Source organism: Streptomyces sp. ATCC 21386, assembly GCF_018728545.1.
Taxonomy (GTDB): Bacteria; Actinomycetota; Actinomycetes; order Streptomycetales; family Streptomycetaceae; genus Streptomyces.
In genome coordinates, this window is the sequence record NZ_JAAVVL010000001.1 from 4561131 (window position 1) to 4577406 (window position 16276).

Here is a 16276-nt window from a genome sequence, read left to right on the forward strand (position 1 = left end):
AGCAGGGGGCGCAGCCCCTGCTTTCCAGGGGCGCGGGGAACTGCGCGACCAGCCCCCACCGGACCCGCACCCGAAGTTTGGTCACCACGCCCCCCGCTCCGTACAATTCCCCGTTCGACAGCGGATGCGGCAGGCGCGCCGCATGTGATCAGGGAAACGGCAGCGCGATGACGGTGACAGAGGACGGCCCCGCGGCCACGGACGAGGTCGTGTACGGCCCCGGCATCGACCCGGACCGGCTCGCCGTGTGTCTCAGCGTGCTGGAGGAGCTCGACAAGCTGGACGTCGACCACCCGGACGCGATCGCCGTGCGCCGGGCGACCGCCGGCGTCTACCGCACGGTCAAGCAGCGCCGCCGCCAGGAACGCCGCGCCGCCAAGACCGCCCACGACAAGGCGGTCACCGAGGCCACGGCGACCGGCTCCGCCCAGCGCATCGACGACGAGACCGAGGGCATCCTGCCGTCGTCCGTCACGGAGGAGGGGAAGATCGCGGGGATACTCCAGCGCCCGCGCTCCTGCTACACCTGCAAGACCCGGTACGTGGAAGTCGACTACTTCTACCACCAGCTCTGCCAGGACTGCGCCGCCCTGAACCGCGCCAAGCGCGACGCCGGCGCCGACCTCACCGGCAAGCGCGCCCTGCTCACCGGCGGCCGCGCCAAGATCGGCATGTACATCGCCCTGCGACTGCTGCGCGACGGCGCGCACACCACGATCACCACCCGCTTCCCCAAGGACGCCATTCGCCGTTTCAAGGCCATGGACGACTCGGGGGACTGGATGCACCGGCTGGAGGTCGTCGGCATCGACCTGCGCGACCCGGCGCAGGCCGTCGCCCTCGCCGACCAGATCGCCGAGGCAGGCCCCCTCGACGTCCTCATCAACAACGCGACCCAGACCGTGCGCCGGCTGCCCTCCGCGTACGCCGCCCTGGTGGAGGGGGAGAGCGCCCCGCTGCCCGTCGGTGAGCTCCCCGCGCACCACGTCATCGGCGCCTTCAACTCCGGCGCCGTCGGTGATCTCGGCGGGCCCGCCGCGCTGCCCCTCGGCACCAGCGGCCTCGACGCGCAGCAGGTCGCCGACCTCGCCCTGGTCGCGGGCAACGCCAGCGTCGCCCGGCACCTCGACGGCACCGCCATCGACGCGGGCGGTCTCGTCCCCGACGTCGTGGACACCAACACCTGGGTGCAGACCATCGAGCAGATCTCGCCGGTGGAACTGCTGGAGACCCAGCTGTGCAACTACACGGCACCGTTCATCCTGATCAGCAAGCTCCGCCCGGCCATGGCCGAAGCCGCCCGCAGGGCGAGAAGCGGACGCGCGTACGTCGTGAACGTCTCGGCGATGGAAGGCGTCTTCGGCCGTGGCTACAAGGGCGCGGGGCACCCGAACACCAATGCCGCCAAGGCCGCGATGAACATGGTCACGCGGACCAGCGCCCAGGAGATGTTCCAGACCGACGGCATCCTCATGACCTCCGTCGACACCGGCTGGATCACCGACGAGCGTCCCCACTTCGACAAGCTGCGCCTCGCGGACGAGGGCTTCCACGCCCCGCTCGACCTCGTCGACGGCGCGGCCCGCGTCTACGACCCCGTCGTCCGTGGCGAGCAGGGCGAGGACCTGTACGGCGTCTTCCTGAAGGACTACGCGCCCGGCAAGTGGTGAGCCGCCCTCGCCCGGTCCGCCACCAGCTCCAGTACTGTCCGCCAGTCCTCCAGGACCCCGGCGTCCATGCCGGGGGTCCGGCCCGCCTCGTCCACGTGCCGCAGGGCCAGCACGTCCTCGACGAGCGTGGCGTCCGCCCACCCGCCGGCGTGCAGCCGCACCAGATCGTCCGCGCCGAGGGCGTGCAGGCGTACGAGCCGGGCCACCCGCTCGCCGAGCAGGGGGCGCACCGTGTCGGCGGCCAGGTCGGCGTGGCCGGTGTCGTCACCCGGACGGAGCAGCCGTCCGATGACGAGCACCAGGCCCGCCACCTGGAGTTCCTTGTCGGCGGGCCGGCCTCGGCGCAACAGCGCGGCGGTCTGCAGCGCGTGTTCGTACGGATCGACCGCGGCGCCCCCGCGGCGGTCCGCCGTCGGGCCGCCGCCCCGGCAGGCGTGCAGCAGGTCCATCAGCTCCTCGACGCCGCGCAGTTCCATCCGCCGGTCCTCCCGAGTCCGCCCGCGAGAAAATGCCGTTGCGGCACATGAGCAGATCATGGTCGGCTTGCGATTCGGCCAACAGGACCTGAACTGCGCACCGGGCACGGCGATCCGATGGGTCGTCGGGTCGGTGCGGGGGGCGAGTACTGAGCCGAACGGGTGATGAGAAACCGAACAAATGGGTCAAATTGCCCTAGGGTAGGGCTTGCTGGGCGCTGAACGACTCAAGACAGTTACCTCTTGTTTTCAGCCCCATCGAGCGGCCGCCCGCTCATTTGGTTACTCTGTACCGGACGGACAGCCTTATATGGGTCCCACCCACACCCACGGTCCGTCCCGGGACAAGCCGGTCACCACGGCCTGCTCTCAGCTCCAGGCAATCCGGCGCCACCGCGTCCGAACTGACAACGACTCAGACCCGAGCGGACGTCAGGCGCGCAGCGGCAGGCTGGGCCGACGTCCCGAGGGTGACCCGACACATAAGGAGTGCGCGGTGACACCAGAGAAGACGAATCGCGAGCCACGCCCCGAGGAACACACCGAGGGCGGCGGCCGGTCGAAGAAGGAACTGGGCAGCCTGGACGTGTGGGCCAGGTCCGCCCCGATCCGGCTGGCGGGCTACGAGGACGACCTCGCCGAGCCCCACATCCTGCCCAGCGTGGACTGAGCGGGAGCATCGCGATCGCCGTCTGCATGGGCGTGCCAGACTCGCGCCCATGCAGATCAGAGAAGCCACCGCCGACGACTGGCCCGGCATCTGGCCGTTCTGGCACCGTGTCGTCGCCGCGGGCGAGACCTACACCTGGGACCCGGACACCTCCGAGGAAGCCGCCCGCGCCCTGTGGATGGCCCCCGCCAAGCGCGTGTACGTAGCCGAGGACGAGACCGGAACGCCGGTCGGCTCCGCCTACCTCACCCCCAACTACGGTGGCCCCGCAGCCCATATCGCCAACGCGGGCTTCATCGTCGACCCCGACCACGGCGGCCGTGGCATCGGCCGCGCCCTCGCCGCACACGTCCTCGCCGAGGCCGCGGCCCAGGGCTTCCGGGGCATGGTGTTCAACGCCGTCGTCGAGACCAACCCCGCCGTACGGCTCTGGACCTCCCTCGGCTTCACCGTCCTCGCCACCGTCCCGGACGCTTTCGAGCACCCGAAGGACGGCCTGGTGGGACTGCACATCATGTACAAGGCGCTGTGACGGGGGCCGGTCACGTCCGTCCGGAAGGTGCCGTTACGCGGCCCGGCCCCGGGTGCCGCTACCGATCCGGCCGGTCGAGGGGCGCTGTCCGCGACCAGGGGTTCAGCTCCTCCAACCGGCCCGCCACCGACAGGAGTTCGAGTTCGCAGCCCGGGCGGGCCACCAGCTGCACCGCGCACGGCGCCCCCGAGGCGAGCGAGCCGAACGGGACGGACATCGCGGGCCAGCCCGTGAGGTTCCACGGCGGTGTCAGCGGTGAGTAGTTGGTGTTCACCAGCAGATTGCGCAGCCACCCCCGCTCGTGCCAGTTCGCGGCGGCGGGCCCGCGCCGGGCGAGCGCCGGGGTGAGGAGCACGTCGTGCTCGGCGAAGAACGGCTCCAGACGCCGGCGCAACTGCTCCCGACGGTCGCCCGCGCGCACCCCCTTCAGGAAGCGCCGCCCCACGGCTGCGTGCACCCGCGTGCGCCGGGTGAGCAACCGTGGATCGAGGCCCTCCGCGTCCACCGCCGTCCCCGCGGTCCAGTGCGCCAGCGACGTCGTGCCCAGCCAGAGGGGGTAGGGCGGATCCGCCCGCCGTACCGTCAGCCCTGCCCCGGCCAGCATCTCGGCTGCCCGGCGCGTGGCATCGGCGTACGCGCGGGTGACGGTCACGCCGACCAGGGGGCTGCGCACGGACACGGCGATGCTCGGCGCGGGGGACGCGGACCCGGGCGGGTCTGCGGCGGCCGTGCCCGCCAGTATCCCGAACATCAGCCGGGTGTCCTCGACCGTCGTCGCGAGCGGCCCGTTCTCGGACATGCCGAACCAGTCGCCGTGCCCGATGTCCGCCGGGACGACACCGAAGCCCGGCTTGAGGCCGAGCACCCCGCAGTTCGCGGCCGGTATCCGCAGCGAGCCCATGCCGTCGTTGCCCAGGGCCAGCGGCACCAGCCCGGCGGCGACGGCGGCCGCGCTGCCGCCCGAGGAGCCACCGGTGGTGCGCGCGGTGTCCCAGGGGTTGCGGGCGGTGCCGTGCACGCCGTCGGTGGTGCCGAAGACACACAGCTCGGGCACGTTCGTGAGCCCCACGACCACTGCGCCCGCCGCCCGCAGCCGGGCCACGGTCACATGGTCCTCCCCGGCCGGCGTCTCGGAGGTCGCGGCGGACCCGTTCCGGGTGGACTCGCCCCGTACGGCGAGGTTGTCCTTGATCGCCACCGGCACGCCCGCCAGGGGCAGTTCGGCCAGATCGGCCCGGCCGGCCACCTCGTCGGCCTCCGCCAGGGCCGCCTCCGCCCGGACCGTGCGGAACGCCCCGACCCGCCCGTCCAGGGCCTCGATCCGCGCCAGATGCTCCGCCACCACCTCACGCGGCGTGGCCCGCTTCTCCCGTACGGCGGCGGCTATCTCGACGGCGGTCCGGCCGACCCAGCTGGTCACGGGCGCTCCCTGACGGTGTCGTGCGCGTCGGTGTCGTACGCGACGGAGGGGCGTACTCGTGAGTAGTGATCGAGTACGGCAGCACTGTGCCCTGTGGGTCGGCCCCGCGTCGAGAGTCCGCCGTGAAGAAGTCCGCCGTGAAGAAGTCCGCGCCCGGCCCGGTCAGGCGTTCCGCGCGGGCGACGCGGCCAGCCGCGTCGGGGGCAGGAACTCCCGTACGTACGTCCGCTCCCAGCACGCTCCGGTCTCCCGCAGCTCGCGCCAGGTCGTGTAGCGGTAGCGGAAGAGGCGGGCGCGGACGAAGCGGGGCGGCGCGTCGGCGGGGAAGGGGGAGCGGCGCAGCAGGCGGAGCGTGTCGCGGTCGTTCTCCAGAAGGCGTTCCACCAGGGCGCCGAACCAGGAGCCGGCGTACGCGGGGGAGAGCGCGGCGAACCACATCAGCCAGTCGAGCCGCAGATGGTAGGGGGCGAACTGACGGGGCCAGTGCCGCGGATCACCCGGTTTGCCCCGGAACTCGTACTCCCGCCACTCGGAGTCCTCGCGCGGCACGTCGTCCGCCGTGCCCTCGACGACCACCTCGTACCGCACCCGGCTGACGCTGCCGAACGCCCCGTAGGTGTTGACCAGGTGCAGCGGGTCGAAGGAGCGGTTCATGACCTGGCGGCGGGAGATCATGTTGCGGACCGGGTGGTAGCTCAGTCCGAGGACCAGCGCGGCGACGGCGAGCACGATGACCGTGTACCAGAGGGGCGGGCCGGGGGTGTCCGGCGCGCCCGTGCCGAAGTCGACGGCGGACAGGGCCAGCACGATGGTGATCCAGTTCAGCCAGGAGAAGTTGCCGGAGAGCACCAGCCACAGCTGTGTCGCGATCATCAGCGCGGCGGCGGCCGTCGCGACCGGCTGCGGGGTGAAGAGCAGGAACGGGACCACGAGCTGGGTGACGTGGTTGGCGGCCACCTCGACGCGGTGCAACGGCTTGGGGAGGTGGTGGAAGAACCAGCTGAGCGGGCCGGGCATCGGCTGGGTCTCGTGGTGGTGGTCGAGGCAGGTGAGCTTCCGCCAGCACTCGTCGCCACGCATCTTGATCAGTCCGGCCCCGAACTCGACCCGGAAGAGCACCCAGCGCAGCAGGAACAGCACGACGACCGGCGGCGCCACCTCGTCGTTGCCGAGGAAGACGGCCAGGAAACCGACCTCCAGCAGCAGCGACTCCCAGCCGAAGGAGTACCAGGTCTGGCCGACGTTCACGATCGACAGGTACATCGCCCACGGCACGAACCACAGCGCCATGCCCGCCCAGAGCGGCAGCAGCGAGTCCAGTCCGGCGACCAGCGCCACCGACACCGCGCAGCCCGTCCAGGCCCACGCCGCGAAGAAACGGTCCGAGTAGTGGCGGTGGAACACGCTCGGCGCATGCCGGAACGGCACCCGCTCGACGAAACGGGGCACCGGCAGCATGCCCCGCTCGCCGATCAGCGCGCGGAACTGCAGGGCCGCCCCCAGGAAGGCGACCACGTAGATCACGGCCAGGGATCGCTGCAAGAGCAGTCGGCTCAGCCAGAGGTCGGGTGCGGTGAACCAGTCCACGCTACCGACGATAGTGAGCGCGTCGAGGTCCGGTCCGATATCGACCCCTCCACTCGAATAATCGGGCAAATGCTGTCAAAGTGTCCCCATGGTTGATCGGGGAGCGAGCGACTCGGACGTCCCGGACGACTGGCTCTCCCACCCGGACCCCGTCCTGGCCCTCAACCTCATGGGCACCTTCGACTGGGACCTCGACGCCGGTGCGTTCCACATGGACGCCACGGCCCACGAGATCTTCGACGTGCGCCCGGAGGAGTACGACGGCAGACCCGAGAGCCTGTCCGCGCGGGTGCCCCCGATGGAGGGTTACAGACTCGACGCCCTGGTCTCGCAGGCCCTCAAGGACGGCAGCGAGAACTACGGCGCCTACTTCCGCATCCGGCTGCGCGACGGAACGCTGCGCTGGACGCACACCCAGGGCTACATCCGCCGCGACGCCACGGGGCGCCCGTACCGGGTCATCGGCATCGTGCGCGACGCCACCCGCGAACTGGACGAGATCAGCTCCCGCACCGAGCAGGCCGCCCTCGACGAGGTCCGCAGCAAGCAGGCCAACGTCGTCCAGGTCGTCACGGCCGCCCTGGCCCACGCCCGGACCGTGCAGGACGTGATCGACGTCCTGGAGGACACCGACGGGCTCACCCACCTCGGCGCGACCAGCCTCGTCATGGGCCTGGTGGAGGCCGGACGCGTCCGGATGGTCGCCGCGGGCCCCCAGGACAGCTATGTGCCGGGCACCCGGATCACCCGCCTCGACGTGAAGTACCCGATGAACGAGGTCGTACGGCACCTCGCCCCGCACTTCATCGAGTCACCGGAGGAGTTCGCCGAGTCCTATCCACTGCTGTGGCCGCACATCACCGACCTCAAGATCACCTCGGCCGCCTATCTGCCCCTGATCGTGCAGGCCCGCCCCATCGGGGCCATGGGACTGCTCTACAACGACCGGCGCGGCTTCAGCTCCGAGGAGCGCGACATCCTCATCGCGCTCGGCAGCAGCATCGCCCAGAGCCTCCAGCGGGCCATGTTCTACGAGCAGGAGAAGGACCTCGCCGAGGGGCTCCAGCAGGCCATGCTGCCCCGGTCCATCCCCAGCGTCCCGGGCGCCGACATCGCCGTCCGCTACCGCGCCGCGTCCTTCGGGGGCTCGCTCGGCCGGGACATCGGCGGCGACTGGTACGACCTGATCCCCCTGCCGGGCGGGCGCGTCGGCGCGGTCATCGGCGACGTCCAGGGCCACGACACGCACGCGGCGGCCGTCATGGGGCAGCTGCGCATCGTCCTGAAGGCCTACGCCACCGAGGGCCACACCCCGGCCACCGTGATGGCCCGCGCCTCCGCCTTCCTGCACGAACTCGACACCGACCGCTTCGCGACCTGCCTGTACGCGGAGGCCGACCTGTCCACCGGGGTGGTCCAGGTCGTCCGGGCCGGGCACATCGACCCGCTGATGCGGCACACCGACGGCTCCTGCCACCGGGTCGCCGTGGAAGGAGGGCTGCCCCTCGGGCTGTCCGCGGAGTTCGGCGGCCTGGAGTACCCCGTAGGCACCGTCGAGATGTTCCCCGGGCAGACGCTGCTGCTCTGCACCGACGGCCTCATCGAGCAGCCCGGCGCCGACCTCGACGACGGCATGCGGACGCTGAGGACGCTGATCGCCACCGGCCCCGACGACGTCGACGATCTCGCGGACCGGCTGATCGACGTGGCGGAGGAACGGGGCGGCGACGACGACGTGGCCCTCCTGCTGCTGCGCCGCCGCAGCCGCACCGCGGAGCCCGGGGGGCGGCTCCAGCAGCATGTCGCGCCGGGTGACCCGGAGGCGCTCACCGAGGCGCGGCACATGATCGGCGCGGCGGTCCGCACGTGGGGCGCACGGGATCGGGCCGACGAGATCGAACTCGTCGCCGACGAGCTGATCACCAACGCGCTCATGCACACGGAGGGCTCCGCGATCGTGACGCTGCGGGCCCTCGCGGGATCCGACCGGCGGTTGCGGGTGGAGGTCGAGGACTCCTCCAGCGCGCTGCCGCGGCGGCGGGAGGCGGGGGAGGCGCCCACGGCCCCCGCCCGAGCCAGCCTGCGCCCCGCCTTCACCTGCTCCCCGTCCAACGCCGCGTCCTCGAGCGCCCGCAACCAGGCCCGGCCCCACCACGTCCGTGCGAAACCCCCGCCTCGTACGGGCGCCAGTGCGGCGAAGGTGCGCTCCTCGTCATGTCCCGTGCGTTCCGTCATCGCGCGTCCCTTCGGAGCTCCACCAGATCGGCCAGTTCGGCGTCGGACAGCTCGGTCAGCGCCGTGTCGCCCGCGCCGAGCACCGCGTCGGCCAACTCCCGCTTACGCACCAGCATGTCCGCGATGCGGTCCTCGATCGTGCCCTCCGCGATCAACCGGTGCACCTGCACCGGCCGCGTCTGTCCGATGCGGTACGCCCGGTCCGTGGCCTGCGCCTCGACGGCCGGATTCCACCAGCGGTCGTAGTGCACGACGTGCTCGGCCCGCGTCAGGTTCAGACCCGTGCCGGCCGCCTTCAACGACAGCAGGAAGACGGGCACCTCGCCTTCCTGGAAGCGCTCGACCATCTCCTCGCGCTCGGGTACCGGTGTCCCGCCGTGCAGGAAGCGGGTGCGCACCCCACGCGCCGCCAGGTGACGTTCCAGCAGCCGGGCCATACGGACGTACTGCGTGAAGACCAGAACGCTCGCCCCTTCGGACAGGATGGTGTCCAACAGTTCGTCCAGCAGCTCCAACTTCCCTGATCTGCCCGGGATCCGCGGCCTGTCCTCCTTGAGGAACTGGGCGGGGTGGTTGCAGATCTGTTTGAGCCCGGTCAGCAGCTTCACGATCAGACCGCGCCGTTCCATGCCGTCGGCGGCGGCGATCTCCGCCATGGTCTCGCGCACCAACGCCTCGTACAGGCCCACCTGTTCCCTGGTGAGCGACACGGCACGGTCGGTCTCGGTCTTCGGCGGCAGCTCGGGCGCGATGCCCGGGTCCGACTTGCGGCGCCGCAGCAGGAACGGCCGTACGAGCCGGGAGAGCCGCTCCGCGGCGGCGGGATCCCGGGCGCCTTCGACGGCCTGCGCGTACCTGGTGCGGAAGCTGCCGAGGCGGCCCAGGAGGCCGGGCGTGGTCCAGTCGAGGATCGCCCACAGCTCGGACAGGTTGTTCTCCACCGGGGTGCCGGTCAGCGCCACGCGCGCGCGTGCCCCGATGGTGCGCAGTTCCCGAGCCGTGGCCGAGTAGGGGTTCTTCACGTGCTGCGCCTCGTCCGCCACGACCAGGCCCCAGGGCACGTGGCCGAGTCGGGGCGCGTCGAGCCGCATGGTGCCGTACGTGGTGAGGACGAACTCCCCGTCGGCGAGTCCGTCGAGACCGCGCCGTGATCCGTGGAAGCGGCGCACCGGCACGCCCGGCGCGAACTTCTCGATCTCGCGCTGCCAGTTGCCCATCAGCGAGGCCGGACAGACCACCAGGGTGGGGCCGGCGGACGAGGCGTCGGACTGCCGGTGCAGATGCAGAGCGATGAGAGTGATCGTCTTGCCGAGCCCCATGTCGTCGGCGAGACAACCGCCGAGCCCGAGGGAGGTCATCCGGGCCAGCCAGTCGAGCCCTCGCAACTGGTAGTCCCGCAGCGTCGCGGCGAGCGCGGACGGCTGTCCGACCGACGCCTGCCCCTCGGGGGCCGACAGCCGTTCCCGCAGCGTCGCCAGCCACCCGGTGGGCAGGACGTCGACCATCCGGCCGTCGACCTCCGTCGAGCCCGTCAGAGCGGCACCGAGCGCGTCGACGGGCGACAGCTTGCTGTCCTGCCGCGCACGGGCGTGGCGGATCTCAGCCGGATCCACCAGGACCCACTTGTCACGCAGTCGCACCATGGGGCGGTTCGACTCGGCGAGAACGTCGAGTTCCTGTCGGCTGAGCTGCTGATCGCCGAGAGTGAACCGCCAGTCGAAGGAGAGCAACGCGTCGGCGGACAGGTACGACGGGGTGTCCGACGCGTTCCGAGCGGGGCTCTGCTCGTCGTCCGGCGGGCCGATGACCGCGCGGGCGGTCAACCCGCGGGCCAGTTCCCTCGGCCAGTGCACCTCGACACCGGCCGTCGCCAGCAGCCGGGCCCCCTCGCCGAGCAGTTCGGTGATCTCCTCGTCGGCGAGCTCCACCGCGTCCGGCACCGCCGCCGACAGCAGCGGACCGAGCGGGGCCCAGGCGCGGGCGGCCCGGCGCAGTGCCAGCAGGGCGTCCGTCCGCGCGCGCGGGCCGAAGGCGGTGGCGTCGGCCCACACCGCGGAAGCGTCCGCGACGAGCGCCGGATCGCTCACGCTGTGCAGCTGGGGCACGACACGGAACACCGGCTGCGTCCCGGCCGGATCGTCGGCGCGGAGCGATGCGAGCCCGGGAATCTCGACGCGCAGGGAGACACGGACCCCGGCGTCGTGCCCGGCGGCCACGTCCGCGGCCCAGGCACGCAGTTCGGGAACGGATCGAGGCTCACGGGCGGCGAAGGCAGGGCCGCCCGCCGCGACGCCCGCGGCGGGGGAACGGGGCAGAGAGTCCACGACGGCGTCGAGGAACGCGCGCAGCAGCCGCTCCGGATCGGGCAGCCGGGGCGGCTCGCCGTGCTCCACGGGCAGCGCGTGCGCCTCGGGCGGCATCGCCGCCGCCAGGTCCCTGACCCGGTCCAGGTCCTCCGCCCGCAGCGGCCCCGCCCGCCAGGCGTCGTGCCCGTCCGCGGTGACGCCGGGCAGCAGCAGGCCTCGCGCGGCGAACTGGAGCGCCAGCAGGGCGGCGGCCCCCCAGAAGGCCGTCGACCGGTGGACTCCGGTGGCGGCACGCGCGCGCGTGAGCACCGGAAGCGCGGCGTGCACCGGCAGCGACACGACGGGCACCGTGACCCGTCGGACTCCGGAGCCGCCGGGCCGGACGAGCGGCAGCTCCCCTTCGCAGCCGTGGGCGACCCGGGGCGGTGCCGCGCCGTCCGGCCGCCAGAAGGCGACCTGGCCGGTGCGGGCGGGGTCCGCGGCCACGAAGACGGCGCCGCACCGGGCCAGTTCGGACACCTCGGGAAGGGTTGCCTCGGGATTCGACGGCACAGGGATACTGAACTCCTCAAATTTGACTACCTAGCCAGAATCGCCGAGGCTACCTCACTTCAAACCTTCATCTGGCACTCGAAGAAGTGATGTGGGTCACTTTTCCAGTGGGGCGGTGAGGGCATCTCAGGGTTGTGCGGGGGTTCGAATCAGGGACGCGTCAGGGCCGTGGTCCGGAACCACGGGGAGTCCGATCCCGTTTTCAGGACAGAGAGCGGCAGTGGCCGCGAAGGAGGCGACGGAGATGTCGAAGAGCACGAAGATCGTCGCAGGGGGTGCGGCAATCGGGATCGTCCTGCTGATCCTGCTGCCCTTCCCCTTCTGGGCCAACCTGCTGATAGTCCTGGGGATCCCCACGGCCGCTTACCTGGCGCTGGACCCCTCACAGCGGCGCAGGCTGCGTCGCGCCGGACGCAAGGAACTCGGCCGCTGACCTGCCACCGGCCCGCGCGAGCGGGCCGGTGCGGCGGACGGGGATCAGTTCGGACGTACGGCGATCTTGTCGAGGGACTCCAGGAGACCGGGCAGTTCCGGTCCCCTGCCCACTGGCAGTACCTCGCCGGGTTCCTCGTCGAGGAGGACGAACGCGATGTCGTCGGTTCTGGCCACCATCGACCAGCCGGGACCGTCGGCACGAAGGGTGCGGGCGTCTCCCGGCGCGAACGAGGAACGCACCCGCCCCAGGGGCGGAGGGGAGGCCACGTACGCGCGCGCCTCCGCGAGCACGCGGCGGATGCCCGTGCGCGGAGCGACGTCGTCCTTCCCGGCACCCGGCCCGGCTTCCGTCGTGCCGCCTGTCGTCGACGTCGCCGCCCCGTCCGAGCCGCCCTGCCCGGCGAACGAGGCGTCGTCGATCTGCTCCCGCCACATGGACCACTGCAGAGCGATCTCGTCGGCCCCCAGACGCCGCTGGGCAGGACCCCAGACGGTGGTGTCCGGCGGGCTCAGCGGCGGCCGGTCCGACACCTCGGGATCGGGGTCGTGCGGAGCGGGCACCCCCGGAGCCGACACGGCGACCGCGAGGGGCCAGCCCGGCAGCGCGGCCACCACGGAGTCCTCGTCGGGCGACAGGTCGTACTCCATGCCGCAGTCCCACGACGCGATGGCCACGGCGACCAGCGACACGTCGTCGACCGCCACCGTCCACCTCGCTCCCTCGCCGTCCTGGCCCAGGACGATCCCGTAGCCGTCGGCGAGCGGCGCGAGGTCCAGAGCCGCGCACGCCTCCGGGTAGTCGTCGCCCAGCACACTGGGGAAGTTCGCGGGCGTGAGCAGTACCGCCGTCAGCACATACAGTGCGTCGTCGTCCCCGGCGGTGACGGCGTCCTCGTCCGTCCCGGCCATGCCGGCCTCCCATCGCTCTCGCTCGTCCGTCGGCGCACCCTAATGCGCTCGGCGGGCCCTTGTCACGAGCGGGAACCCCGTGCGGAGCTGCGGATATCCCGGGCGAGCCGCAGGTATCCGGGTGGACAGGGGCGAAACGACCCGACACCCTCACTCGTTCAGGCGGCGGGCAGCCCCAGAAGTGACCGCGCGACCGTCTGCGGCGACTCGTCGCGCTCCCGCGCGAGGGCGATCACCGCCCGGCACGCCAACTCGCTGACTCCGAACGACAGGGCCTCGGGCGACACCCAGGTCGTGGCCTCGTCGATCTGGTCCTGATCGTCCTCGGCGCACGCCGCGATGTACACGGCGGCCGCCTCGAACAGGTTGTGCGTGCGTTTCGCCTCCCGCGCGGTGGGCTCCGCGCGCAGCGAGTCGAGGAATCTGCCGAAGGACTTGCGAACGTTGCCGAACATATGGGCTACCTACCCCCCGCGTCGGTATCACAGCTCGTCCTACTCAACGTAGAGACGGACTCGCGGCCACAGAAGGGGGACGGCGGGGTGAAGGGCTGTGAACGGCGCGTTCAGGACCTTCCTCGGCGCGATCCGCCGAGCGAGGGCAGGGGTCAGCCCACACGCGTGGCGAGCGCCAGGAAACGGGCGTCCTCGTCGGCGTACGACGTCATGCGCCAGCCCGAACCGGCCAGCAGCGGCCTCAGGTTCCCCTCGGCACGCAGATCCTCCGGGGTGATCTGCCGCCCCTGGCGCGCGGCGAGCGCCGCCCGGCCGATGGGGTGGAACAGCGCCAGCGATCCGCCCGGCCTGACCACCCGGGCCAGCTCCTGCAGATCCTGCGCGGGGTTCGGAAGGTGTGCGACGAGCCCGGCGGCGAACACCGCGTCGAGCGACGCCGTACGCAGCGGCAGCCGGCCGATGTCGGCGAGCACCAACTGCCCGTCACGGTCCCGGCCCGCCCGTACGGCGGCCTCCAGCATGGCGGGCGTCAGATCGGCCCCGAGGACCACTCCCGAGGCCCCCACAGCGGCACGCAACGGCGTCAGGGCCCGACCCGTGCCGCACCCCGCGTCGAGCACCCGCTGGCCCTCGCGCAGGCCGAGCTCGGCGACGGCTGCGGCGTAGGCGGGCCCGTCGTCGGGAAAGCGGGCGTCCCAGCGTGCCGCTCGTGCCGTGAAGAACTCCTGGACGTGTGTGTGGTCCTCGCTCATGCTCCGCATGATCCCTCACCGGAACGACGGAGGAGACACGCGCACGTTCGAGCGGGAGGCGATCGTTCCTGCGCATATATGCGGCATATTGCGGCAGCTTTCGAAATGCGCCCCCTCCGTGCTTCCGTGCCCCCACTAGCGTCCCGGGGCCATGGGACACCTGGACCACGCCACCTTCGGCTGGCTGACCCCCGCGCTGTCGTATGCCATGGCCTGCATCGGCGCCGCTCTCGGACTGCGCTGCACGGTCCGCGCCCTCGCCACCACCGGCCGGTCCCGTCGCAACTGGCTCGTCACCGCGGCGTCGGCGATCGGCACCGGCATCTGGACCATGCACTTCGTGGCGATGCTCGGCTTCGGCGTCAGCGGCACCGAGATCCGTTACGACGTGCCCCTGACCGTCCTGAGCCTCCTGGTCGCCATGCTCGTGGTCTGCGGCGGCGTCTTCGCCGTCGGCTACGGCCGCGACCGCGCCCGGGCGCTCCTGCTGGGCGGACTCACCACCGGCCTGGGCGTCGCGAGCATGCACTACTTGGGCATGGCGGCCGTACGGCTGCACGGCGAGGTGACCTACGATCCCGCACTCGTCGCCCTCTCCGTCGTGATCGCCGTGGTCGCCGCCACCGCCGCCCTCTGGGCTGCCCTCAACATCGAGTCGCCCGTCGCGGTGACCGTCGCGTCCCTCGTCATGGGCGGCGCGGTGAGCAGCATGCACTACACCGCGATGTGGGCGGTGCGCGTGGAGGTCACTCCGTCCGCGGCGGCCCTGCCCGGGGCCACGGCGATGCAGTTCATCTTCCCCCTCGCCGTCGGCCTCGGGTCCTACCTCTTCCTCACCTCCGCCTTCGTCGCACTGTCGCCGACGGCCGGGGAGCGAGAGGCATCCGCGTCGGCCCAGCGGCCGCTCGAGAACGCCGCCGCCCACTAGCCGCGTGACGGCCTCCGAAGCCCGCCCCCGAACCCTGATCGAGGAGGCCATGCGTACACCCCGCAGGACCCCGACAGCCGCCGCCGAGGCGCCGCCCCGACCCGCGATACGCGGGCGCCGCGCCCACGCCGGACCACCGGCCGAGGAGCACCTCGCGACCGACGGCACCGGCGCCCCGACGACCGGCCCGCCCACGCGCGCGGGACGCCGTCGGCTGCGCCCCCGTACCGTCCGCGCCAAGATCGTCTGTCTGCTGATGGTGCCGGTCGTCTCCCTGCTCGCACTGTGGGCCTACGCCACCGTCACCACCGCCCAGGACGTCGCCCGTCACCGTCAGCTGCAACGCGTCGACGCCTCCGTGCGCGGCCCGGTCGCCGACGCCGTCGCGGCCCTCCAGTCCGAGCGCGCGGCCGCCGTACGGTACGCCACCGCACCCTCCGCGGAGCGGGAGAAGACGCTCCGCGGACTCGCGCGGCGCACCGACCGGGCGGTTGGCGCCCTGCGCCTCGGCGACCGCCACACCGTCGCCGACGGCACCGACCTGCCCGCGGGGGTCGCCGAACGCCTCGCCGGCTTCGTGACCGGGGCCGAAGACCTGCGTGCGCTGCGGACGTCGGTCCTCGACCGCCGCAGCGGCTGGGCGGAGACGTACGAGCGATACACGGCGACCATCTCCACGGCCTTCGGCGTGGGTGGCGCGCTCACCGGCATCCAGGACGCCGAACTCGGCTCCGACGCGCGCGTGCTGCTGGAGTTCTCCCGCGCGGCCGAGGCGCTGGCACAGGAGGACGCGCTCCTGTCCGGCGCCCACCTCGCCAAGACCCTCGACCGCGCACGGCTGCGCCTGTTCATCGGCGCCGTCGACACACGCCGCACGCTGACCGAAGCCGCCGGAGCGGACCTGCGCGGCGCGCAGAACGCGGCCTGGCAGGAACTCGCCGGAGGGGACGCCTACGCCGACCTGCGCGCCCTCGAAGACGAGGTGGTCACGAGCCACCCCGGAGCACAGGTGCTCCACGCCGTCCCCGAAGCGGCCTGGACGTCCGCCCACGCGCGCGTGCGGGACGACATGCGCGGCATCGAGGTGGACGCCGGCCACGGGGTCGCCGACCGGGCCGACCCGTTCACCCGCGCACTGCTCACCCCGGCGGGAGCCGCCGTGCTCCTCGGCCTCGCCGCGGTCGCCGCCTCCCTCGTCATCTCCGTACGCATCGGACGCGCTCTGGTCGTCGAGTTGGTGAGCCTGCGCAACGGCGCCCTGGAGATCGCCCGCCGCAAACTGCCGCACGCCATGCGCAGACTGCGCTCCGGCGAGGAGATCGACGTCGATGCCGAGGCCCCGCCCGGCC

The 16276-nt window shown here is 72.3% G+C and carries 13 protein-coding genes and 2 pseudogenes; 7 read left to right on the forward strand and 8 right to left on the reverse strand.

All coding sequences use genetic code 11. From position 1 onward, the window contains the following. The first annotated feature begins 167 nt into the window (after positions 1–167). On the forward strand, positions 168–1670 hold the full coding sequence (locus GWK25_RS19470) for an SDR family NAD(P)-dependent oxidoreductase (RefSeq protein WP_215451827.1): 1503 nt from the start codon (positions 168–170) through the stop codon (positions 1668–1670). Here GWK25_RS19470 and GWK25_RS19475 read toward each other — a convergent pair. Further along, positions 1649–2146, reverse strand: a complete 498-nt coding sequence (locus tag GWK25_RS19475; protein ID WP_215451828.1) for a hypothetical protein — start codon at positions 2144–2146, stop codon at positions 1649–1651. The two genes, GWK25_RS19470 and GWK25_RS19475, sit on opposite strands and share 22 nt — an antisense overlap. Before the next feature lie 496 nt (positions 2147–2642). Here GWK25_RS19475 and GWK25_RS19480 point away from each other — a divergent pair, with 496 nt between their 5' ends. Together GWK25_RS19480 and GWK25_RS19485 are read left to right on the forward strand one after the other, a co-directional pair. Next, positions 2643–2816 carry a hypothetical protein gene (locus GWK25_RS19480; RefSeq protein ID WP_177261694.1) on the forward strand — a complete coding sequence of 58 codons (174 nt, stop codon included), beginning with the start codon at positions 2643–2645 and terminating at the stop codon, positions 2814–2816. Positions 2817–2865: 49 nt separating this feature from the next. Then, complete coding sequence (locus tag GWK25_RS19485; RefSeq protein ID WP_215451829.1) at positions 2866–3348, forward strand: GNAT family N-acetyltransferase; 483 nt, start codon at positions 2866–2868, stop codon at positions 3346–3348. Positions 3349–3406: 58 nt separating this feature from the next. Here the strand turns inward: GWK25_RS19485 and GWK25_RS19490 are convergent, their stop codons facing one another. Then, the gene (locus tag GWK25_RS19490; protein WP_215451830.1) at positions 3407–4768 is read right to left on the reverse strand and encodes an amidase; all 1362 of its coding nucleotides are present in this window, start codon (positions 4766–4768) and stop codon (positions 3407–3409) included. A gap of 162 nt (positions 4769–4930) precedes the next feature. Further along, positions 4931–6355, reverse strand: coding sequence for a lipase maturation factor family protein (locus GWK25_RS19495; protein WP_215451831.1), 1425 nt, complete (start codon positions 6353–6355; stop codon positions 4931–4933). Between the two features lie 88 nt (positions 6356–6443). On the opposite strand from GWK25_RS19495, the pseudogene GWK25_RS19500 reads away from it, so the two are divergent. After that, positions 6444–8411, forward strand: a pseudogene (locus GWK25_RS19500) (SpoIIE family protein phosphatase); the annotation flags it as partial. On the opposite strand, the pseudogene GWK25_RS44775 reads toward GWK25_RS19500, so the two are convergent. Beyond that, a pseudogene (locus tag GWK25_RS44775) lies at positions 8345–8590 on the reverse strand (SWF or SNF family helicase); the annotation flags it as partial. The pseudogenes GWK25_RS19500 and GWK25_RS44775 sit on opposite strands and share 67 nt — an antisense overlap. Beyond that, positions 8587–11448 (reverse strand): DEAD/DEAH box helicase, encoded by a 2862-nt coding sequence (locus tag GWK25_RS19505; RefSeq protein ID WP_215451832.1) that lies wholly within the window; start codon positions 11446–11448, stop codon positions 8587–8589. The gene GWK25_RS19505 and the pseudogene GWK25_RS44775, both read right to left, overlap by 4 nt. A gap of 220 nt (positions 11449–11668) precedes the next feature. Here GWK25_RS19505 and GWK25_RS19510 point away from each other — a divergent pair, with 220 nt between their 5' ends. Beyond that, the gene (locus GWK25_RS19510; protein ID WP_215451833.1) at positions 11669–11881 is read left to right on the forward strand and encodes a hypothetical protein; all 213 of its coding nucleotides are present in this window, start codon (positions 11669–11671) and stop codon (positions 11879–11881) included. Between the two features lie 44 nt (positions 11882–11925). Here GWK25_RS19510 and GWK25_RS19515 read toward each other — a convergent pair whose 3' ends face one another. The 3 genes from GWK25_RS19515 to GWK25_RS19525 form a co-directional block, all read right to left on the reverse strand. Beyond that, the gene (locus GWK25_RS19515) at positions 11926–12792 is read right to left on the reverse strand and encodes a hypothetical protein (RefSeq protein WP_215451834.1); all 867 of its coding nucleotides are present in this window, start codon (positions 12790–12792) and stop codon (positions 11926–11928) included. Positions 12793–12950: 158 nt separating this feature from the next. Continuing rightward, positions 12951–13247: a hypothetical protein gene (locus GWK25_RS19520; RefSeq protein ID WP_215451835.1), complete on the reverse strand. Its 297-nt coding sequence runs from the start codon at positions 13245–13247 to the stop codon at positions 12951–12953. A gap of 152 nt (positions 13248–13399) precedes the next feature. Then, positions 13400–13999, reverse strand: a complete 600-nt coding sequence (locus GWK25_RS19525; RefSeq protein ID WP_215451836.1) for a class I SAM-dependent methyltransferase — start codon at positions 13997–13999, stop codon at positions 13400–13402. A 151-nt stretch (positions 14000–14150) separates the two neighbouring features. Here GWK25_RS19525 and GWK25_RS19530 point away from each other — a divergent pair, with 151 nt between their 5' ends. Both GWK25_RS19530 and GWK25_RS19535 read left to right on the forward strand, forming a co-directional pair. Next, a complete protein-coding gene (locus tag GWK25_RS19530) occupies positions 14151–14927 on the forward strand; it encodes an MHYT domain-containing protein (protein ID WP_215451837.1) in 777 nt (258 codons plus the stop codon). Positions 14928–14976: 49 nt separating this feature from the next. Further along, a partial coding sequence (locus tag GWK25_RS19535; protein ID WP_215457452.1) for a nitrate- and nitrite sensing domain-containing protein occupies positions 14977–16276 on the forward strand: 1300 nt, incomplete at its 3' end.